At 65.5% G+C, this 21,461-nt stretch carries 18 protein-coding genes; 9 read left to right on the top strand and 9 right to left on the bottom strand.

From position 1 onward, the window contains the following. The first annotated feature begins 62 nt into the window (after positions 1-62). Together CKW06_RS12865 and CKW06_RS12860 are read left to right on the top strand one after the other, a co-directional pair. Positions 63-1,829, top strand: a complete 1,767-nt coding sequence (locus CKW06_RS12865; protein WP_024956794.1) for a hypothetical protein — start codon at positions 63-65, stop codon at positions 1,827-1,829. A gap of 218 nt (positions 1,830-2,047) precedes the next feature. Then, positions 2,048-2,647, top strand: a complete 600-nt coding sequence (locus CKW06_RS12860) for an NADPH-dependent FMN reductase (RefSeq protein WP_024956795.1) — start codon at positions 2,048-2,050, stop codon at positions 2,645-2,647. 19 nt (positions 2,648-2,666) lie between these two features. Here the strand turns inward: CKW06_RS12860 and CKW06_RS12855 are convergent, their stop codons facing one another. Beyond that, entirely contained in the window at positions 2,667-4,313 is a 1,647-nt protein-coding gene (locus tag CKW06_RS12855) for a fatty acid--CoA ligase (protein WP_024956796.1), read from the bottom strand. 129 nt (positions 4,314-4,442) lie between these two features. On the opposite strand from CKW06_RS12855, the gene CKW06_RS12850 reads away from it, so the two are divergent. Beyond that, entirely contained in the window at positions 4,443-5,117 is a 675-nt protein-coding gene (locus CKW06_RS12850) for a response regulator transcription factor (protein ID WP_005409749.1), read from the top strand. 4 nt (positions 5,118-5,121) lie between these two features. Here the strand turns inward: CKW06_RS12850 and CKW06_RS12845 are convergent, their stop codons facing one another. Genes CKW06_RS12845 through CKW06_RS12830 form a run of 4 tightly spaced genes read right to left on the bottom strand, consistent with a single transcriptional unit; the run spans position 5,122 to position 12,070 of the window. Then, the gene (locus CKW06_RS12845; RefSeq protein WP_024956797.1) at positions 5,122-8,451 is read right to left on the bottom strand and encodes a hybrid sensor histidine kinase/response regulator; all 3,330 of its coding nucleotides are present in this window, start codon (positions 8,449-8,451) and stop codon (positions 5,122-5,124) included. 36 nt (positions 8,452-8,487) lie between these two features. Next, positions 8,488-8,964, bottom strand: coding sequence for a MaoC family dehydratase (locus CKW06_RS12840; RefSeq protein ID WP_024956798.1), 477 nt, complete (start codon positions 8,962-8,964; stop codon positions 8,488-8,490). Beyond that, entirely contained in the window at positions 8,961-9,839 is an 879-nt protein-coding gene (locus tag CKW06_RS12835) for an alpha/beta fold hydrolase (RefSeq protein WP_024956799.1), read from the bottom strand. The genes CKW06_RS12840 and CKW06_RS12835 overlap by 4 nt, the downstream gene beginning before the upstream one ends. A gap of 32 nt (positions 9,840-9,871) precedes the next feature. Continuing rightward, entirely contained in the window at positions 9,872-12,070 is a 2,199-nt protein-coding gene (locus tag CKW06_RS12830) for a TonB-dependent receptor (protein ID WP_024956800.1), read from the bottom strand. Between the two features lie 197 nt (positions 12,071-12,267). On the opposite strand from CKW06_RS12830, the gene CKW06_RS12825 reads away from it, so the two are divergent. The 4 genes from CKW06_RS12825 (at position 12,268) to CKW06_RS12810 (ending at position 16,259) form a co-directional block, all read left to right on the top strand. Then, entirely contained in the window at positions 12,268-13,272 is a 1,005-nt protein-coding gene (locus tag CKW06_RS12825; RefSeq protein ID WP_024956801.1) for an extracellular catalytic domain type 1 short-chain-length polyhydroxyalkanoate depolymerase, read from the top strand. A 127-nt stretch (positions 13,273-13,399) separates the two neighbouring features. Beyond that, positions 13,400-14,548, top strand: coding sequence for a serine hydrolase domain-containing protein (locus tag CKW06_RS12820; RefSeq protein ID WP_024956802.1), 1,149 nt, complete (start codon positions 13,400-13,402; stop codon positions 14,546-14,548). A gap of 245 nt (positions 14,549-14,793) precedes the next feature. Beyond that, positions 14,794-15,606 carry a S1 family peptidase gene (locus tag CKW06_RS12815; RefSeq protein WP_024956803.1) on the top strand — a complete coding sequence of 271 codons (813 nt, stop codon included), beginning with the start codon at positions 14,794-14,796 and terminating at the stop codon, positions 15,604-15,606. 83 nt (positions 15,607-15,689) lie between these two features. After that, positions 15,690-16,259, top strand: a complete 570-nt coding sequence (locus CKW06_RS12810) for a hypothetical protein (RefSeq protein WP_231910960.1) — start codon at positions 15,690-15,692, stop codon at positions 16,257-16,259. Here the strand turns inward: CKW06_RS12810 and CKW06_RS12805 are convergent. From CKW06_RS12805 to msuE, 3 genes are read right to left on the bottom strand one after another with little or no spacing between them, the layout of a single operon-like run. Next, entirely contained in the window at positions 16,216-17,250 is a 1,035-nt protein-coding gene (locus CKW06_RS12805) for a methionine synthase (protein ID WP_005409740.1), read from the bottom strand. The genes CKW06_RS12810 and CKW06_RS12805 overlap by 44 nt on opposite strands. 39 nt (positions 17,251-17,289) lie before the next feature. Next, positions 17,290-18,267 (bottom strand): DUF1852 domain-containing protein, encoded by a 978-nt coding sequence (locus CKW06_RS12800; protein WP_024956805.1) that lies wholly within the window; start codon positions 18,265-18,267, stop codon positions 17,290-17,292. A 56-nt stretch (positions 18,268-18,323) separates the two neighbouring features. After that, a complete protein-coding gene (msuE, locus tag CKW06_RS12795; protein ID WP_024956806.1) occupies positions 18,324-18,911 on the bottom strand; it encodes an FMN reductase in 588 nt (195 codons plus the stop codon). A 75-nt stretch (positions 18,912-18,986) separates the two neighbouring features. On the opposite strand from msuE, the gene CKW06_RS12790 reads away from it, so the two are divergent. Together CKW06_RS12790 and CKW06_RS12785 are read left to right on the top strand one after the other, a co-directional pair. Then, a complete protein-coding gene (locus tag CKW06_RS12790; RefSeq protein WP_024956807.1) occupies positions 18,987-19,901 on the top strand; it encodes a LysR family transcriptional regulator in 915 nt (304 codons plus the stop codon). After that, positions 19,901-20,770 (top strand): methylenetetrahydrofolate reductase, encoded by an 870-nt coding sequence (locus CKW06_RS12785; RefSeq protein WP_024956808.1) that lies wholly within the window; start codon positions 19,901-19,903, stop codon positions 20,768-20,770. The genes CKW06_RS12790 and CKW06_RS12785 overlap by 1 nt, the downstream gene beginning before the upstream one ends. Positions 20,771-21,162: 392 nt before the next feature. Here the strand turns inward: CKW06_RS12785 and CKW06_RS12775 are convergent, their stop codons facing one another. Then, a complete protein-coding gene (locus tag CKW06_RS12775) occupies positions 21,163-21,408 on the bottom strand; it encodes a hypothetical protein (protein WP_005409734.1) in 246 nt (81 codons plus the stop codon). Positions 21,409-21,461: the final 53 nt, after the last annotated feature.

Raw genomic sequence — 21,461 nt, 5'->3', positions numbered from 1 at the left:
ATCATCCTTGCCGGTGCCGACGAGCGCGAAGTAAGCTCTGCTTCGTCGACGAGGGGGACACCATGTACGCAAGGATCGCGGCAGCTGCGCTGCTGTGTATGACGGCCCTGCCTGCGTCGAGCGCCAACCGCGGCTCGACGGTGATGGAGGATTACGCGGCGGCGCTGAATGCCCGCGGGCAGATTCTGCAGTTGGATACCGGTGACATGTTCGGGGAAAGGATCGGGCTGTTTACCGGCTCGGTGGAATTTCTGCAGACGGACGTCGACCTGCCGGGCAACAGTGCGCTGGAGGTGGGCATCAAGCGGCGCTTGGTGGCAGGTGCGCAGGGCCGGCAGGGATTGGGCATGTTCGGGGTGTGGGACCTGGCCCTGCCCAGGGTGCATGGAACGTTCAGCACCCAGGGGGGATGGAAGAATTACGTGGTGGCCGAGCCGCTCAACCGCTGTTCGAAGTTCACCCCGCCTCCAACCGAGATCGTCACGGTGAAGGCACAGACGCCGACAGGACCGGGGACATTCACCGAGTACTTCAACTCCGACGAGTTCTGGCATGGAACGCAGCTCTACCTGCCAGAGACCGGTGACGAAGATCTACTCGCGCAAAGCAACGAATGGCCGGTGCCGAGTACAGGCCATGCGTACCCGATGCGAACCAAGAGCGGCAATGTCATCCGCTGCGTCGCCATGGACGATGGGGCAGGTGAGGGCTTCGAAGTCACGACGCCTGCCGGTATCACCTATACGCTCAATCATATGGCCAGCCTTGGTAGCGGACCGCCATTGATCAAGAAGGGATACTCGCGGGGAAACTTCGGCTCGGTTACGGAGTTCGAGTTCGTTCTTTTCCGGCAGGAGTTCCATATTCTTCCGACCAGTGCCCGAGACCGGTTTGGCAATTCGGTGACCTACACGTGGGATCCGGCAAATCCACGGCAGTTGCTGCGCATCGCAGCCAACGATGGCCGCACCGTCGATCTCGAATGGACGGCTGGATCGCCCAGCACGCTGCCAAGCGAAGTGAGCGCGGTCCGTGCGGGCGGGAGGACGTGGACCTACGGTACCGTGGTGGGTGGCTACAAGGTCACCTTCCCGGACCAGTCCTACTGGCAGACTACGGGGTTCAACGCAGGCACCATGGGTGCCGGTGCCGTTCCCGCAGAGCGGGGTTTCTGCCGGAATCCGGGTGTGGTGACCTACGGCCATTCCGGTTCGATCCGCCATCCCAGTGGTGCAGTGGCGAAGTATCGCTTCGAGCCGACGCTGCATGGCCGCTCGTGGGCGCGTTATGGCTGCAATATGCCCGACAGCACCGGTAGCGGGTTCCTCGACTCGATCGAATACACGCCCGCCAGGTACTACACGTGGTCGCTGGTTTCCAGGACAGTCACCGGGCCGGGCATCGACCAGCCTTATACGTGGGCCTACAGTTACGGGCCGGCCAACGGGTGCTATGCCGACGGCAGCAAGGAACTGTGCCAGGCCAATTCGCCGGCCACGAAGTGGGTGGACGTCAAGGATGCAGAGGGCGTCACCACCCGGCACACCTTTGGCAATCGATTCAATGTGGACGAAGGCTATCTGCTTTCCTCGGTCCAGCCGGGCCGCGCCACCACCCTCAGCTATCAGCTTGACGCTTCCGGCAGCTATCCGGCATTGGCCGGGCGACCGGCATATCAGCGTGCCAGCGGAATCATCGCAGCCAAGCAGATACCGTTGTTGCAGAAGGTCATCGAACAGGATGGCGTACGCTACATCTGGAAGGTCAATACGTTCGACAGCGTGGCACGACCTGTGTCCATCACTGAAGCCAGCCAGCCCGTGCAGTAGGCGTACGATGTGGCATGACAGGGGCCGCAACGCGGGCAGAAGTGGCACGTGCTGGATTGCCCCGCCGCGCCCTGTTCGCCCTGGAAGAGGGAGCAGCAAGGACGAAGGCACTACACCGCCGGAACCGTGATCCTCTGCAGATCCAGTCTGGCCCTCGCCCACCAGCGCTGTCGATGCCTGGCCCGTGACCCCGCACCGACGCATCCGAGGAATCCCGCATGTCCGACAACCCTCCACCGCTGAACATCCTGGCGTTTGCCGGCAGCCTGCGCAGCAACAGTTACAACCGGCGCCTGGTCAGGGCAGCAGCAGGCGCCGCGCCTGCGGGCCTGCTGCTGACCGTGCATGACACCATTGCCGATATTCCGCTGTTCGACGAAGACCTGGAAGCCGCCGACCCGGCCGGCCCTGCCGGGGTCAAGCGCCTGCGCGCGGCCATTGCGGCCGCTGACGGCGTGCTGATCGCCACGCCGGAGTACAGCCAGTCACTGCCCGGCGTACTCAAGAACACGCTCGATTGGCTGTCCCGCGACGATGCCGAGTACCGCACGGTCCTTTCGGCCAAGCCGGTGGCGATCATCGGCGCTACGCCGGGCCGCTGGGGCACCAAACTGGCACAGTCGCAGCTGCGCCATACACTGACCGCCATGGGCGCATTGACCATGGCCTCGCCACAGCTCTATGTGGCCGAAGCAGCGGCCGCCTACGACGATGACGCGGAAGATTTCGACGCGGCGACGCGCAAGCGCCTGCAGCGCTTCCTGGAGGGATTCCAGAGCTGGGTCCAGCTGCTGCAGGGTGGGTCGTCGCGCGGTTGAGCGATGCCGGCAGAGGCCGTCATCGCCCGCCGGTGCCAAGGACCGGATCATGCAGCCCGCGCAGCTTCTTCTTGTTGATCTTGCCCACGCTGGTCCGCTCGATTGCATCCACGAAGCTCACGCGCTCCGGGATCGCATAGCGTGAGATGTCTCCGGAACGGCTGCGCGCCGCGACCAGTTCGATGATCTCCGCTTCGGCCACATGGCTTCCCGGCTTCCTGACCACCAGTGGCAATGGCCGCTCGCCCCATTTCGTGTCGGCGATACCGATCACCGCGACCTCGCTGACCGCCGGGTGCAGTGCGATGATGTCTTCCAGCGCGAGCGAGGAGATCCATTCGCCCCCGGTCTTGATCACGTCCTTGATGCGGTCGGTGACACGCAGGTAGCCAGCTTCGTCGATGTTGCCGATGTCGCCGGTGTGCAGGTAGCCGCCCGCCCACAGCGTTGCCGAAGCCTCGGGATCGTGCAGGTAGCCCTGGGTCAGCCAGGGGGCGCGCGCCACCACTTCACCGGTGGCGACGCCATCGTGGACGACATCGCCCATGTCCGGGTCGACGATGCGCAGGTCCACCAGCGGCACCGGAATGCCGGCCTTGGTGCGCAGTGACAGCACCTCGTCGGCATCGGTCACGCTGTCCACGTCGATCTGGGCGATGGTGAGCAGCGGGCAGGTCTCGGACATGCCATAGCCGCCGAAGATGTCGATGCCCCGCGCCAGTGCGCGCTGCGCCAAGGCACGGGGCAGCGCGGCACCACCGATGATCACCTTCCAGCCCTCCAGGTCGGTCTGCGCGGCGTCCGGGTGCTCCAGCAGCATGTGCAGGATGGTTGGCACGCAGTGCGAGAAGGTCACCTTTTCGCGGGCGATCAACGCCAGCAGTTTCGCAGGCAGGTAGCGCCCCGGATAGACCTGCCTGATGCCCATCGCGGTAGCCACGTAGGGCAGGCCCCACGCGTGCACATGGAACATCGGGGTGATGGGCATGTAGACATCGTCACGATGCAGGCGTCCCTGGCGGGGTGCGCCGCCGAGCGCGGCCATCGCCGCCAGCGAATGCAGCACCAGCTGCCGGTGGCTGAAATAGACCCCCTTGGGCAATCCGGTGGTTCCGGTGGTGTAGAACACCGTGGCACGGGCATTCTCGTCGAAGTCCGGGAAGCGGACGACCGGCGTGGCACCGCGCAACCCCGCTTCGTACTCGGTGGCGAAGCCAGGCGGCAGCGGGCCACCGGCATCGTCCAGCAGGATGCGCGTGCGCAGGTCCGGCAGCTGCTCGTCGATGGCGTCCAGCAGCGGCAGGAACTCGCGGTTGGCCAGGATCACCCGCGCGCCGCTGTGGTTCAGCGTGTACGCGATCTGCTCGGGGGCCAGGCGCACGTTCACCATCATCAGCACCGCACCGATCATCGGAACCGCGAAGTAGGCCTCCAGGTAGCGGTTGCTGTCCCAGTCCATCACCGCCACCGTGTCGCCGTGGCCGACGCCCAACGAGGTCAACAGGCCGGCCAGCTGGCCGATGCGCGCCTGCAGGGTGCGGTAATCGAATCGGACCCTGTCGCCATAGACGACTTCCTGTTCAGGACTCACCGCCAGCGGCATCAGCAGCAGCTGCTTGATCAGCAGTGGATAGGCATGGGCATCGGGAGTGGGGGCGGATGACATGGCATTTCCTCGTGGGCGGCGTTGCGGTCGCCGACCTTCTCCGCACCACACTATCAAGCCCTTCCTGCTGTACCAGCGTACCTAGGTACCTGTTCCCGCGCGCAGCCGATTTGATAATCTCGCCAGGACATGCCAACCCTGCTCATCGCCGATGATCACCCCTTGTTCCGTGCGGCACTGCATCGCGCGGCGGAAGAGGCGGTCGCCGATCTGCAGATCAGCGAGGCGGATTCACTGGACAGCGTGCTGGAGGCGATCGAGAACCAGTCGATCGACCTGATGCTGCTGGACCTGCACATGCCGGGCAACCATGGGCTGGCCGGGCTGGCGACCATCCGTGCGCTGCAGCCGGGCCTGGCGATCATCATCGTCTCCGCCAACGAGGAGCCGCAGGTGATCCGGCGCGCCATCGACCTCGGCGCCGCGGGCTACCTGCCCAAGAGCTCGGGTTTGAACGAGCTGCAGTCCGCGCTGCAGTCCGTGCTGGAGGGCGAACGCTGGATCCCGGCGCTGCTGCGCGAGCCGGTGGCGCGGGTAGCGCCGTTCAGCAGGGATGCCGACCTCGCCGCGCGCCTGGCCAGCCTGTCCGCACATCAATACAAAGTGCTGGGGCTGGTGGCCGAGGGCCTGCTCAACAAGCAGATTGCCGACCGGCTGGGCGTACAGCTGCGCACGGTCAAGGCGCACATGACACGCATCATGGAGCGGCTGGGCGTACGCAACCGCGCGCAGGCCATCCGCGTGCTGCACGAAATGGGGTTGGCCGATCCGTCCCGGCTGATCGAAGAGCTGCCCGAGCCCTGAACGGTCAGCGCGTGGCAGTGGCCGCCAGCAGGTGGTTGATCGCCCAGCGCAACGCCAACGGCTTGAACGGCTTGTTGAGCAGGGATAGCCCAGCGCCGCGCACCGCCTCGCGTGTATCGCTGCCGGTATCCGCACTGAGGATTACCGTCGGCCGCGGTCCATGCATGTCCGCCAGCCGCTGCCACAGCGCAACACCGGTATCGCCGTCATCCAGGTGATAGTCGAACAGCCACAGCGCCGCCTCGTGCGCTGAGGCCCCGATGGCATCGGCGCTGCCTGCCGCGATGACGTCGCAGCCCCAGGAAAGCAGCAGTTGCCGCATCGCCTCCAGCGCGTCCGGGTCGTTGTCCACTGCCAGTACGCGGATACCCTTGAGGGCGTTGCTGCCACCCGTCGGTGCCGAACTGCGCGGGGCCACAGGCGGTGCTGCGCGTTGCACGCTGATCGAGAAGGCCGAGCCGTGCCCGGGCACGCTGCGCAGGTGCAAGGGTGCATGCAGCAGATCGGCGATGCGGTGGGCGATGGTCAAGCCCAGTCCCAGTCCCTGGCCGTTGCTGCGATCGACCCGGTGGAACTCCTCGAACACCACCGCCTGCTGCTCCTGAGTAATGCCGGGGCCGGTGTCATGCACGCCGATCATCAGTGCCTGCCCCTGGCGGCGCACACCCAGCAACACACCGCCATGGCGGGTGTAACGAATGGCATTGGCCAGGAAGTTCTGCAGCACCCGGCGCAGCAGCAGGGGATCGCTATGGACCCAGGCCTGGCTCCGCACATGGCGGAACTGCAGGCCGCGCGCCGCCGCCAGCACCGCGAACTCCTGCGCGAGCGGATCCAGCACCGTCGACAGCGCGAACGGGCGCGGATCGGCCACCAACCCACCGGCTTCCAGTCGCGAAATATCGAGCAGGCCGGACAGCAGGTCATCGGTGGAATCCAGTGCGCCGCGGATCTGCCGCAGGAAACTGTCGAGGAACTCGGATTCGATGTGCTGCGACATCGCCTCGGTCAGCAGCTGGGCCGCATGCAGGGGCTGGATGAGGTCATGGCCGACCGCCGTCAGGAAGCGGGTTTTCGCCGCGTTCGCGCGCTCGGCCTCCTGGACCGCCTGCTGCAGCCTCGCGGTGCGGTCCTGTACGCGGCGTTCCAGCGTTTCATTGCTGCGCTTGAGCGCATCCTCCGCGCGGCGGAACGCCGTGACATCGGTGAAGGTGGCCACGTAGCCACCGCCCGGCATCGGGTTGCCGCGGATCTCGACGATGGTGTCATCGGGAAATATCCGTTCCGACAGGTGCGGCGTGCCACGGCGCATGTGCGCGACGCGGCGCTGCAACGCCCTGGTGGGCGTGTCGCCGGGGCCATCGCCGATCTTCAGCTGCCCCAGTGCCCACGCCGTGAGGTTGACCACCGGCTGCCCGACCTGCAGCAGCTCCGGCGGGAACTTGAACAGCGCGGCGTAGCGGCTGTTCCAGGCCACCAGCTGCAGCTGCGCATCGACCACGCTGATGCCCTGGCTCATGTTCTCCAGCGCGGCTTCGAGCAGTCGCTGGTTGAAGCGCAGCACCTGGGTAGCTTCGCCGACGGCGCGGGTCACCGCATCCAGCGGCGCGGTGCCGCCCTCGCGTGCGGCTTCGACCAGCAGCCGTGCCATGCCTGCGCCCACCACGGCCGTCAGCTCACGCTCGACGGCGGTGACCCGGTCGTCATCCAGCATCTGCCCGGCGTGGCCGTCGAGCAGCTGGCGCGCACGCTCCTGGCCAAGGAAGCGTCCGGCGGTCCTGCGCAGGGACGCCGCAGCCACCGCATCCCGCCTCCGCGGCAATGACGGACGCACGGCCCGCGACACCAGGGCCACGGTCAGCAGGTTGACCGCCAGGCTGGCCCCCATGCTGATGGCGATATGCCCCGGCTGCACGCGCAGCGAGACCACCGCCAACCAGTGCAGCCCGTCGGCGCTGACCGACGGCGTCGCGGCCGGGATCACCATCGGCAGCAGTACCAGCCAGAGCCAGGCCAATGAGCCCAGCACGATGCCGGCTATGATGGCCGCGGAGGGCGTACGTGGGCGATACACCGCCAGCAGCCCAGCCGGTGCCAGCTGCGAGAGGGCGGTGAAGGACATCAGGCCGAAATCGCTGAGTGCCTCGGTGTCGCTCATCGCGCGGCTGTACAGCCACGACATCAGGAACACGGCGAGGATGCCGGCACGGCGGAACGCCAGCACGCGCGGGCGCAGATCGGCGTTGGCCACGCCACCCCCGATGCCGCCGAGCAGGCGCGAACCGAATCCATGGTTGCCAAGCATGATCGACAACGTCAGCCCGGACAGGATCATCATGCCGGTGGCCGCGCTCAGGCTGCCCAGATAGGCCAGCAGCGCCAGCAGATGATGGCCGCCGGCCTGCGGCAGCGCCAGCACGTACAGGTCAGGCGATACCGAGGCCGGCAGCTGCGCGGCGCCGGCCAATGCCATCGGCACCGACGGCAGGCCGATCAGCAGCAGGTAGACCGGGAACATCCAGCGTGCCGTCTTCAGGTCCGAGGTCTGGCGAAGCTCGACCACGCCGACATGGAACTGGTGCGGCAGGGTGAACGCGGAGATCGCCCCCAGCGCGACCATGGTGAGATAGTCCGGCACGATGGCCGGGGGCGGCAGCTGCGCCATCTTCTCCAGCAGCGGTGTGCCGGCCTTGTGCACGGACAGCGCCGCATTCAGGCCAATGGCCAGCAGCGCCACCAGCTTCAATACGGACTCCAGGCCCAGCGCGACCACGATGCCGCGGTTGGGCTCGGTGGCCGAGGCCTTGCGTGCACCGAACAGCAGGGTGAACGCGGCCATCGTCAGCGCGAACCAGAACGACATGTCCAGCTGCGCACCGGCAGGCGCGAACCCATCACCCAGCAGGGTGCCCAGCCCCTGGCTGACGGCTTTCAGCTGCAGTGCGATGTACGGAATGATGCCGAACAGCGCCACCAGGGTGATGGTGAAGCCGAGGCCGCGATCGGCACGCAGTCGTGCAACGACCAGATCGGCGATGGTGGCACTGTTGTGCTGCTTGGCCAGCCGCCCGAGACGGAGCAGAAACGGCAGGCCGAACGCGAAGATCAGCGCCATGCCGGCCAGGGTTGGTGGAATGGGGAAACCCCATTGCCGCCCCTGCGAGGCCGCACCGTAGTAGGTCCACGCGGTGCAGTGCACGGCCAGCGACAGTGCATAGATGAGCGGCCATGCCTTCGAAAGCCGGTGCCCCCGGCGCTCGCCCCACAGCGCCACGCCAAACAGCAGTGCGGTCCATGCAATGCAGGCGAAGAGGACGATGGAGGGCGTCAACATCGCTCCAGTGTAGGGAGAGAATCGGGCGGGGTGGTGCTAGGGCGTAATCACGACCAGTGACAGCTGCTCAGCGACCAGTGCCAGCTCGCCATCGGCGACCCGCTCGACGGCCTTGCGCTGGATCAGCAGCCACTGGCCGGGCTGGCGCGCATCCAGTGACAGCAGCTGCGAGCGTACCCGCACCTCGGACCCGCTCGGCACCGGCGCCAGGAAGCGGACCTTGTTCAAGCCGTAGTTGAGCACATGGGCGATGCCGGGGAAGCCAGCCAGGGCGGCCACATCGTCCTCCACCGTCAGCGAGAGCAGCAGGAAGCCGTGTGCGATGGTACGCCCGCCCGGCATCTGCGCCTGCGCCCGCGCTGGATCGACATGGATCCAGTTGTGGTCGCCGGTGGCGTCGGCAAAGGCATCGATGCGCGCCTGGTCCAGGCAGGTCACGCCACTCAGCCGCTCACGGGCGGCCCACTGCTGCACGGCCTGCAGGGCGGGAGGCAGCTCGCTGTCCGCACTCACACCACACGCTCCAGCAAGGCAAGGATCGCGTCACGCGCCTCTGGTTCGGACAGCATCGGAGCGTGGCCGACATCGGGCACCTCCACCAGACGGGCACTTTCCGAGGTGGCCGCCATCTGCCGCGCCACATCGGCCGGCAGGATGTCGGACAGCGCGCCGCGCACCACCAGCACCGGCACCCGGGCGGTCAGCCCGCGAACCGCACGCCACAGCAGGGGACGCAACAGCCACAGCAGCCATGGCCGGGTGGTGCGGATCACTGCCGGGTCGTAGTCCAGTTCCAGCAGGCCATCGCTGCGCGGGCGGAAGGTGCGCACCGCCATCTGCCGCCAGTCGTCGGCGCTGAAGCGAGGGAACGCAGCCTTGCCGATGGATTCCACGTAGGCCGTGGCCTGCACCAGGTCCATCGGCGGTACCGGCTTGCCGGCATACTTGCCGATCCGTGCCAGCGCCTCACGCGGCACCCTGGGGCCGGCATCATTGAGCACCGCGCCCGCGATCCGCTCCGGCGCGCGCGAAGCGAGGGTGATGGTCACCAGCACGCCCAGTGAGGTGCCGACGAACACCGCCTTGTCGATGTTCTGCGCGCGCAGCAGCGCGACCATGTCATCTGCGTAGGTGCGCGGGTTGTAGCTGGACGGATCGTGCGCACGTTCTGAACCGGCGCGGCCACGCAGGTCGACGGCGATCACGCGCCATCCCTCGGCGGTGAGTGTTTCGGCCAATGCATCGAAATCGGCACCATTGCGGGTCAGGCCGGGAATGCAGACCACGGTGCCGCGGGGCGCCTGCCGGGCGTCCGCTGCATGGTCGCGCGCGTGCAGGCGCAGGCCATCGTCGCTGTTCCAGTACAGGTCGTCGTAAGACTGCGTCATGCAGAAGCTTCCTGAAGATCGTAACGGATGCGCTAGAAATCGTAACGGACGCTGAGGCTATATTGGCGGGGCGGACCATAGAAGCCGATCAGCGTGCCGACTGCAGGAATGTTGTAGCCAGTAGTGCGGTATTCCTTGTCGGCCAGGTTGGTGCCCTGCAGCGAGAAGGTCCACGCATCATCCAGGCGCCAGATGACGCCGGCGTTGACCAGCCCGTAACCCTGCTGGCGGATCACCGGGCTGAGGTCGGTGGTCGGCCACACTTCGCTCTGGTAGCTGTAGCTCACGCGTGCCGACAGGTTGCTGCCGTTGGCCAGGTCGGTGCGGTATTCCACGTTGAACGCACCGGAGATATCCGGGGCATTGGTGAACTTCATCTGCCTGGCCACGTTGATGCCGCGGTCCATGTACTCGTCGTATCTGGTATCCAGCCACGCCAGGTTGCCGGAAATCAGCCAGTGCTGGCTGGGCAGGTACTGATACTCGACTTCCAGGCCTTTGACGGTACCGGCGCCGGCATTGGTGAAATCACCGAAGAAGGAATCATCGATGCCATCGCCATTGGTATCCAGGCCGGTGAACACCGACAGCTGGATGTCCTTGTACTTGTTGTAGAACGCTGACAGGTTCAGGAACAGGCGCTGGTCGAGGAAGGCCATCTTGCTGCCGACCTCATAGCTGTCCACGGTCTCGTCATCGAACGGCTCCGCCGAGCGCGGTACCGCCACCGCGTTGGCGCGGATGTTGTAGCCGCCGGACTTGAAGCCACGCGTCGCCAGGCCATAGACCATGATGTCCGGAGTGATCTGGTAGTCCAGCGAGACCTTGGGCGAGACGTTCCTGAAATTGGTCTTCTTGTCGAAATCGGCGGTCACCGCCACCGGCCGGCTGAAGCCCGGGTCGGCGTAGAGGCGGTTGAGCACGATCGCGCGCTTGTCCTCGTCGGTGTAGCGGGCGCCGACATCGAGCTTCAGTCTGCTGGTCAGGTCGAAGGTCCAGTCCGCATACAGCGCGATGCTGTCGGTCAGCACCTTGCCCTGGTTGTCGGCGAACTGGGCACTGAAGTAGTTGTTCTGGATCTGCCCGCCAGCCTTGCCACTGAACTGGTACAGGCCGACCACACCGCGCACCCGGCCGCCGGCATCGTAGTTCAACTGCACTTCGTTGCTGACCTGGTCGTCGTGGTAGGTGCCACCCACGTCGGCGAGCTTGACCGGGGCGGTATCGAAGTCGATGTTGGCCTCGCTGTCCGATTCACGCTTGGCGACCACGTATTTCAGCGCGATGTCTTCGTTCGGCCGCCAGTTCACCGTGGCCGAGGCGCCCTTGCTCTCCACGTTGTTGAGGTTGCGCATGCCCGACCGGATGTCATAGCGGCTGTCCATCGGCGGGTAGGCGCGCAGGAACGGATTGGGTGCCAGCATCTTCGAGCCGCGCATGCCGGACTGATCGTCGATCCAGTCCAGTGCGAACTGCACGTCGAAGTCGTCGCCCGCATACGCGCCCAGGTTCAGGCGTGCCGCGTTGATCTGCTTGTCACTGACCGGCTGGCCGTTGAAAGTGTTCTCGCCAAACCCGTCGTGGTTCATGCTGGCCACCGCCACGCGGGCGCGCAGGCCGCTGTCAGCACCGCCGATCGGACCGCCGATGGCTGCCTTGGCATCCAACTGGCTGTAGTTGCCCACGGTGACCTGGGCGAAGCCCTCGGTCTGGGTCGGCAGGCCGCGCGAGATGTACTTGATCGCGCCGCCGATGGTGTTCTTGCCGTAGAGCGTGCCCTGCGGGCCGCGCAGCACCTCGATGCGCGAGACATCGAACACATCCAGCAGCGCACCCTGCGGGCGCGCGATGTAGACGTCATCCAGGTAGATGCCCACGCCCGGATCGGCGCCCCAGGTGGGGTCGGACTGGCCGATGCCACGGATGTAGGCGGTGACCGTGCTGCTGGCACCGCGGGCGGCGTAGATGGTCAGGTTGGGCACCTGCGCATCCAGGTCGCTGATGTCCTGCACATTCATCTTGTCCAGCGCTTCGGAGGTAAATGCGGTAACCGCTACCGGGACCTCCTGCAGGGTTTCTTCGCGCTTGCGCGCGGTGACCTTGATGCTGTCCAGGTTGGTGGGTGATGCAGTCCTGGCCGCCGTCGGCGTGGCCTGGGGCGTTTCCTGTGCCAGTACCGGCCCGGAGGCCAGCAATGCGCCGATCATGAGACTCAGGCAAGTCCGTTTCATTCGGTCCTCCCCCAGGCAGCTGCTTGCAGATGGCCCATTGCCATCCTGCAGCCAAGGCTAGCGGTGTCATCACGCAGCGGCGAGTGGACCTAGGTCCAGTCGGCAGCGGCCGCTGGATGCGGATACTGGGCGCGCCCCCCAGCCGGAAGCGCGTCCCGGTACCACTTCATCCACGACTCACGCATGAGGATCTGGCCATGAAATCCGGAATCGATTCGATCAAGGTTGTACTGCTGGTGCTGTGCAGTTGGCTGGCGATGGCGGGCAGTGCCCTTGCCGCAGGCCCGGCCGGGCATTGGGACATTGGCCTGTACGGCAATCTGTTCGGCGCCCGCGAGTACCAGGTGTGGGTGCCGGCGGGCTACGACGACCAGCAGCCGCTACCGTTGCTGCTGGTGCTGCACGGCTGCGTCAACGGGCCCAACCTGATGGGGGAGGCGTCAGGCTTCAATGATGTGGCCGACACCGAAGGGTTCATCGTGGTCTACCCCCGGCAGAACGTCACCTCCAATCCGGCCCGCTGCTGGAACTGGCAGCTGCCGATCAACCAGGCCCGCGACAGCGGCGAAGCGTCGATCCTGGCCGGCATCGTGGACAAGGTGAAAGCGGACTACAGCGTGGATCCGCGCCGGGTCTATGTCACCGGCATTTCGGCAGGTGGTGCGATGACCTCGATCATGCTGGCCTGCTATTCGGATGTGTTCGCTGCCGGCGCCATCCACTCCGGTGGCATGTTCAAGGGCGCGACCACGATTTCCGGCAGCGCCTACGCACTGCTGGCCGGCAGCATCTATTCGCCGGACAGCAATGGCCGCCTGGCGTGGCAGTGCTCGGGTTCGCCGTCGCCGCGACCGCTGCCGGTGCTGGTGTTCCATGGCAGCGCCGATCTCACCGTCAATCCGGTGAACGGCCAGCAGGCCGTGCGCCAGTTCCTGCAGACCAATGACCTGGCCGACGACGGCCAGGACAACGACTCGGTGAAATACGTGCCGACCAGCACCTATCACGGGCAGGTGCCGGGCGGCCGCGCGTATACCGTCGACACCTACGCCTACGGTGGCAGGGCGCTGGTCCAGCACTACGTGGTGCAGGGCATGGGGCATGCCTGGAGCGGCAGCCAGTCGGGCCTGCCATTCACCGACCCGAAGGGGCCGGACGCCACGCTGATCACCTGGTTGTTCCTGAAGGACTACCAGCGCTGACGGGGGGCAGGGGGCCTCCAGGGAGGGGCGCGACTGGAGGTGCCGGATGGCACCTTCAGCCGCTCATGGCAATCAATTATCGTGAGCGCCCGTTCCCACGACCTTCAAGCGCCGGCGCATGGAATCCATGTCAACGACTACCCGAAACCGGCAATGGCTCAATGCCGTCGTGCTATCCGCAGTGCTCCTTGCCGTCGGCTGCGAGGGCAGGAAGACTCCGCCGAACGATGTGGGGGCGGCGGTTGACGAGGTGGCCCAGGCCCTGATCGAACAGCCTTTGCTGCACTCGGCCTCCATCGGCGTGGTGTACCGGGGCAAGACCTTCATCCGTCACCGCGGCGAGATGGTAGCCGGCAAGCCCGATGTTCCGACCGACGCAACGCTGTATGAGATCGGCTCGCTGAGCAAGACCCTGGCGGGCACGTTGATGGCCCGTGCGGTGCTTGAGGGCAGGGTGGGCCTGGAGGATGACGTTCGCAGCTACCTGCAGGGCGACTATCCGAACCTGCAGTACCAGGGCCAGCCCATACGGGTCCGTCACCTGCTGTCACACACCAGTGGCCTGCCGAACATGCTGCCGGAGCGGGCGAACACCGTGTTGGAGGACTTCACCGATCACCGCGTGCCCGGTGAACTCAGTGCCCTCTATGCGCATTACGGCAAGCCGGATTTCCTGCGGGATCTGCACGCCGTGCGGATCCCACGGATGCCCGGGAAAGAGTACGCCTACTCCAGTGCTGGGACGGAGCTGACGGCCCACATTCTGGAAGGCGTCTACAAGACCGACTACACGTCATTGCTGCGTGGCTTCTTCAGCGACGCCGCAGCAATGACCAGCATCGGGATCAAGCTGGGGAATGCGGAAAAAGACCGTCTTGCCATCGGCTACCACAGCGACAATCCGGTGCCGACCTCGCCGATGCCACAGTTGCCATGGGGCGCTTCCGGCAACGTCAAGGCAACAGTGCCCGACATGGTGAAATACCTTCAGTTCCAGCTGGCCAACGGCCCGGTGGTGCAGGAATCGCATCGCACTCTGGCCAGATTCGACGACGAGTTCAGCATCGGCTATTTCTGGAACATCGTCGCTGGCGATCGCCAGAAGGGTGTCTATTACGCCCACCACGGTGGCGTTCCACGCTCGCAGTGCTACATCTACATCATGCCGGAGCACGATCTGGGCATCTTCGTGATCACCAACCAGAGCGGCGACCGGACCGCGCGTGCCATGGAGGCGGCGATCGATACCCTGGTCGGGAGAATCGCGGCGCGTTGAACCGCCCGCTGAGGCTCGGGCCCACGCGGCCCGGTCCGTGCACCAATGTGGCTTCGCAGGACGACGTGTCGGACAAGCCTGGAACCGATCTGGACAGACTGCTCGGCCCCGGCGGCTGTCGGCCGCAGGGCTTTGCGCTCGAACTATTGGCATTCGTCGCTGCATGCTGTCGTTGGTCGCATGTTCTCCACAACGCGGGTGCCCGCGGCTAGGCTGTAGTGATCGACTACAGGGATGACCACCCTATGAACCGCTGGCTTTTCCTGGCGCTTGCTGCGCTCCCGTTCACTGCCGGTGCCGTGGTCATCCGTGATGACGTTGACGACGCCCGGTATCAGATCGATGCCTCTGTCTTCCCGGCGCTGGCCGACATGCCGGGCGAAGGACATGGCGTTCTCATCGCCCCGCGCTGGGTGCTGACCGCAGCGCATGCGGCACCCATGGAAGGGATGGAAGAATCCATCTCCATCAATGGACGCGCCTATGCGGTCGAGCGCGTCTTCCTGCATCCCGGTTTCAGAAGAATGCCGGAGGCCCTGGGCAAGGAGGCGCTGGCGACAGGAAATCCCTCCAGGATCCACGCGTTCCTGGCAGCATCGGATGACATCGCACTGATCAGGCTTGCGACTGCTGTAAAGGATGTACAGCCCGTAGCGCTCTATCGCGGTGCTGCCGAAGTCGCGCAGATCGCGGCCCTGATAGGGAAGGGGGCTACCGGCAATGGCGTCGTAGGGCTGGCGCCGGGCGGCCCGCATCGCACGACCCTGCGGCGGGCATTCAACGCGATTACCGGCGGCAACGAACGGTATCTCTGGTACCGGTTCGATCCGCCACCGCAGGCCCTGCCGCTGGAGGGGGCTCTCGGCAACGGTGACAGCGGCGGTCCGTTGGTGATTGATGATCACGGAACGCCGCAGCTGGTGGGGCTTGGTTCGTGGATCACTGCGGTTCCAGAGCATGCGCTCGAGGCGGGGTTCTATGGCCAGGTGGTCTACAACGTTCGCGTATCGCGCTACATCGACTGGATCGAAAGCATCAGCCGTGACGCGTCACATTGATTGCTTTTCGTGGAGGCGTAGCAGTGCAGGGGGGCGTTACCCTGATCTCAGCCGGTGCGACGGGCGTTCGTATGCTTCCCATCATGGGCTCATCATTTCACCGTCCAGATTTCATGATCGTCACCCGGCCGTCCGGCTGGGTGCAGAGCGGCGAGCGCTGGGATCTGTGGTGGAACGGCCGTTCGGTGGCCAGTATCGTGCCGCATGCCGTGCTCGGGTTCCGCCTGAAACTGGACGCACGCAGGATGTCACAGAGCAAGGTCGTGTCCGTCGCCAGCGCCCGCCAGGCGAAGCGCTACGCCGAGCGCTGGTGCGCGGCGCGGCTCTGCCCACAACTGCCACTGCGTGACGCCGTCGCCCGACTGGTGCAGAGTGCATCCGAACCGGGCGCCGTGTTCGCGCCGCCACTGACCCGGACGCAGCGGCAGCAGGCCCGGCGCCTGGCCGAGGCCGGCGCAAGCGAGATGGGGCGGATCAAGGAAGCGCTGGCGCCACGGCCGCGCGTGATGGCCGCCAGGCCCGAGGTGCAGGGACGAGGTGGAACCTGGTCTGTGCCCGGCCAGAATCCATCCTCGCCGCACCGAAACGGGAACACCTCCCCAGCCAAGGTTACGCCGAAAGCTCCTCACGCACGATCCTGGCCCCTTCGCTGAGCGCGCGCAGCTTGCCGCGTGCCACTTCCCGTGCAAGCGGCGCCATGCCGCAGTTGGTGCTTGGGTAGAGTTTGTCGGCATCCACGAACTGCAGCGCCCTGCGCAGCGTGTTGGCCACGTCTTCCGGCGTTTCGACCGTATTGGAGGCTACGTCGATGGCGCCCACCATCACCGTCTTGCCGCGCACCAGTTCGATCAGGTCGATCGGTACGTGCGAGTTCTGGCATTCCAGCGAGATGATGTCGATGCTGGAGGTCTGCAGCTTGGGGAACGATTCTTCATACTGCCGCCATTCCGAGCCCAGTGTCTGCTTCCAGTCGGTGTTGGCCTTGATGCCATAGCCGTAGCAGATGTGCACCGCCGTCTGGCACTTCAGGCCCTCAACCGCACGCTCCAGCGCGGCCACGCCCCAGTCGTTCACTTCGTCGAAGAACACGTTGAAGGCCGGCTCATCGAACTGGATGATGTCGACGCCAGCGGCTTCCAGCTCCTTCGCTTCCTCGTTGAGGATCTTCGCGAACTCCCAGGCCAGCTTTTCGCGGCTCTTGTAGTGCGCGTCGTACAGCGTATCGATCATGGTCATCGGGCCGGGCAGGGCCCACTTGATCGGCTGCGTGGTCTGGCGGCGCAGGAACTTCGCATCCTCGACGAACACCGGCTTCGGACGGCTCACGGCGCCGACCACGGTCGGCACGCTGGCATCGTAGCGGTTGCGGATGCGGACCGTTTCGCGCTTCTCGAAATCGACGCCGCTGAGGTGCTCGATGAAAGTGGTGACGAAGTGCTGCCGGGTCTGTTCGCCGTCGCTGACGATGTCGATGCCGGCGTGCTGCTGCTCCTGCAGGGACAGGCGCAGTGCATCCTGCTTGCCTTCAATCAGGCCGTCGTCCTGCAGCTTCCAGGGTGACCAGAGCTTCTCGGGCTCGGCCAGCCAGGAGGGCTTGGGCAGGCTGCCTGCGGTGGAGGTGGGAAGCAGTTTCTTCGTCGACATTGCGTCTGGTTTCCTGGGGGCGAATGGGGAATCAATGGATCAGCGGGCAGCCCACTGCTCAAGCACGTCGCGGTACGGCTTGATGAAGTGTTCTTCGGTGAACCGGCCCTGCTTGACCGCCAGCTGGCTGCGCTCTTCGCGGTCGTAGACGATGCGGGTGGAGGAGTAATCCTGGTGCTTCAGGCTGGGCTGGTAGACCTTGCCCGCCACGGAGTTGGCGTTGTAGATCTCCGGGCGGTAGATCTTCTGGAAGGCCTCCATCGTGCTGATGGTGCCGATCAGCTCCAGGTTCGAGTAGTCGCCCAGCAGGTCGCCCTGGAAGTAGAACGCCAGCGGTGCGACGCTGCCCGGCGGCATGAAGTAGCGCACCTGCAGGCCCATCTTGTCGAAGTACTGGTCAGTGGGAGAGAACTCGCTCTGGCGGTATTCCACGCCCAGGATCGGGTGGTGGTTCTCGGTGCGGTGATAGGTCTTGCTGCTGGATACGCTGATGCAGATTACCGGCCCCTTGCTGAAGTTGGCGCGGTAGGCCTCGGACTCCAGGAAATGCTTGAACAACTTGCCATGCAGGTCGCCAAAGCCCTCCGGGATGCCAAAGGTGGCCTTCCCTTCGTTGCTGGCCGGCAGCACCACGCTGAAATCGTAGTCGCGCACGTAGGACGAGAAATTGTTGCCGACGATGCCTTCGATGCGCGCGCCGGTGCGGGTGTCGACGATGGTCGGGCGCAGCACCTCGATCAGCGGGAACGGATCGCCGCCATCGCTGTTGCCGATGTGCATCTCCACCGAGATGATGTCCAGCTCGACCGCGTAGCGATCCGCGCTGGGGTTGTCCCAGTGCGCCAGATCGTTGAAGCGGTTGTTGATCATGCTGATCGTGTTGCGCAGGTTTTCCTGGCGGGACGCGCCGCGGGCCAGGTTGGCGAAATTGGTGGTGATGCGCGTCCCGTCGGCAGGCTGGTAATCCTCGTTGAATGGGATCTGCGTGATGCTGAAGGTGAAGGTGTCGGTCGTCATGGGTGGCGTTCCGTAGTGCGGGGTGACATCCGGATGCGGGCGAGGGCATCCGGCATTCAAAGTGCTGCGGCCGCTTCCAGGTCGGCGGCGCGCTGGCGAGGCAGGTCCAGCAGCGGCATGGCCCGCTGCACCGCCAGCCGTGCGCGCTCGATCAGGGCATCGTTGTGCACGCGACCGTCGGCGAAATCGCGGTCGGTGGCGTAGACGCCCAGCGGCAGGGTGCGTGCCTGGAAGAAGCTGAAGAGCGGGCGCAGCTGATGGTCGATCACCAGCGAATGGCGCTCGCTGCCGCCGGTCGCGGCCAGCAGGATGGGGGTGTCGACCAGTGCGTCCTGGTGGACGAAGTCGAAGAAATGCTTGAACAGCCCTGTGTACGAGCCGCGATAGACCGGCGTGCTCACCACCAGCACATCGGCCTGCTCGACGGTGGTCAACTGGCGTTCCACGGTGTCGGGCAACTGCGAACGCCAGAGCGCACCGGCCAGATGCGGGGCCAGTGCGCCCAGTTCGACCAGGTGCTGCTCGCTGTGGATGTCCTCGCCGATCAGGCCCAGCAGATGCTCGGCCAGGGTGGCGGCCTTGGAGGGGCGCTGCAATCCGCCGGACACGGCGACGATTCGAAGGGGGCGGGCAGGTGAAAGCATGACCCGATGCTAGCCACGGCCTTCCATGACGTAAAATGGTATTACTTCACCTATCCATGAGCAGGATTCATCGTCATGCTGGAGCGGATCCACCTCAGCATCGTGCAGCAGGTCGAGCAGCAGGGCTCGCTTACCGCGGCCGCCGGCGTACTCAACCTGACCCAGTCGGCCCTGAGCCACAGCATGAAGAAGCTGGAGCAGCAGCTGGGCACTGATGTGTGGCTGCGCGAAGGCCGCAGCCTGCGCCTGACCCAGGCCGGGCAATACCTGCTGGCCGTCGCCAACCGCGTGCTGCCGCAGCTGGATCTGGCCGAGGAGCGGTTGGGCCAGTTCGCACAGGGCGAGCGCGGCGCGCTGCGCATCGGCATGGAATGCCATCCCTGCTACCAGTGGCTGCTGAAGATCGTCTCGCCATACCTGGCCGCGTGGCCGGATGTGGATGTGGACGTCAAGCAGAAATTCCAGTTCGGCGGCATCGGCGCGCTGTTCGGCTACGAGATCGACCTGCTGGTTACCCCCGATCCACTGCTGAAGCCAGGCCTCAAGTTCATTCCCGTGTTCGACTACGAGCAGGTGCTGGTGGTGGCCAGGAACCACGCCCTGGCCAAGGTGGATTACGTGAAGCCGCGCCAGCTCGGCCAGGAAGTGCTGATCAGCTATCCGGTGCCGTTCGAGCGCCTGGACATCTACAACCAGTTCCTGCTGCCGGCCGGCATTACGCCGCGACGGCACAAGGCCATTGAGACCACCGACATCATGATGCAGATGGTGGCCAGTGGTCGTGGCGTGGCCGCCATGCCGCGCTGGCTGGTGGAAGAGTACGCCACCCGCATGGACGTGGTGCCGGTGCGCCTCGGTGCGAAGGGCATTCCCAAGCAGATCTATCTGGGTGCGCGCGAGGCCGATACCAGCATCGACTACCTGCAGGCCTTCATCGAACTGGCGCGGAACAGTTCGCCCCTGGCCAGCAATGCAGGCGTGGGCGCGTGATGTCCGCGCCTACGTCGCTGCGGGTGCAGGCCTTCCTTGATGCCTTTTCGCTGGAGGTGAGCGCCAGGGCCATGCCGGCGCTGGGTGCCGAAGCCACCCGCATTCCGCGTGGCACCACGATCTCCATTCCCTGGCTGGCCAGCGAGGACGACGACGCACGCCTGGCAGCGGCGCGCAGGGTGCGCGAACTGGGCTTCGAGCCGATGCCGCATCTTTCGGCCCGCCGCATCCGGTCGCGCACGGTGCTTGAACGGTTCCTGCAGCGCGCCGCCAACAAGGCCGGAGCAACGCAGTGCCTGGTGATCGCTGGCGATCTGGCCACGCCCGCCGGCCCATTTGCTGACAGCGCTTCGATCATCGAGAGCGGCCTTCTGGAGAGGGCCGGTATCAAGGTCGTCGCCATCGGCGGTCACCCCGATGGCCATCCGGTCCTGGGCAGTGACGCGTGCTGGCAGGTACTGGAACACAAGTGCCAGTCCATCGAAGCGCGCGGCATGGCGCCAGTGATCATCACGCAGTTCGCCTTCGATGCCGACATCGTCCTGGCCTGGTTGCACGCGCTGCGCGCCCGTGGCATCCACGTTCCGGTGCTGGTTGGCGTGCCGGGCCCGGCAAGCATCGCGCGGCTGGTACGCTACGCCGCAATGTGCGGGGTGGGGGCCAGTGCATTGATGCTGTCCCGGTATGGCATCTCGATCGGCCGGTTGCTGGGCAGCGCGGGCCCGGAGGTGTTCGTGGACCGTCTGGCGGGCGGTTTGACTGATGCCCACGGGTTGGTCAGCCCGCACTTCTTTCCGTTCGGTGGAATTGCCCAGTCGTTGGACTGGATCAACCAGCATCGGGCGCTGCCATCGGTTGCCCGCCGCTGACAGGCCATCAATCGTGCCTGCCGGGCAGCGCATGGCCCGGTGCCGCCCCGCTCAGCCCCGGCGGTGGCGTATCCCTGACGGGGTACTGATCAGGCCCGCATTGCTGATGGCCTGGCGCGTACCGCACGCCCGGCACGCAAGCACGGTTCCTCCTCGCACATGCTCCATCTCCTGCTCGCCCCAGACGCTGGTTGCGCCGCAGGCCGTGCAGGTGGCTTCGATCTGCAGGGCACGGGCCAGGTCGCCCTCCGCGCCTGGCGTGTAGGTGAGGTCCCTGATCTTGAATAGGCCGGTATGACTCATTGGAACGGCGTTGTGGGTGCACTACGGGAAGATGCGAGGCGAAGGTGTCGACAGGGTTGGCACAGTGTCGAGAAACGGCGCGCTTCAGCTCATGGATCACTACGCAGCACGAACTCCTCCAGCCGCGCCCGGCTGACGGACTGGTGGTTGCCACAGCCTGGGCAACTGAGCGAAGCAGCGCCGTTGAGGTCGACGAGGCCATGATCAGGAATGGCGCGGAACTGCCTTGAACACTTCAGGCAGGAACAATCGATCCGGGTGACCTGCAGCAGGGTGCCATCCTCACGCGCCACTCCTTCGACGCTGTTTACATAGAACTGTCCGATGTCGCGCATGAAGATGAATAAAGCCCTGAACGTACGGGGGCGTTCATCATGCCGTCTGTCGC

It is taken from the genome of Stenotrophomonas maltophilia, from assembly GCF_900186865.1.
In the GTDB taxonomy this organism is placed as follows: Bacteria; Pseudomonadota; Gammaproteobacteria; order Xanthomonadales; family Xanthomonadaceae; genus Stenotrophomonas; species Stenotrophomonas maltophilia.
Note: the sequence above shows the minus strand (reverse complement) of the source record. Positions and strands in the feature narration are given on the sequence as shown.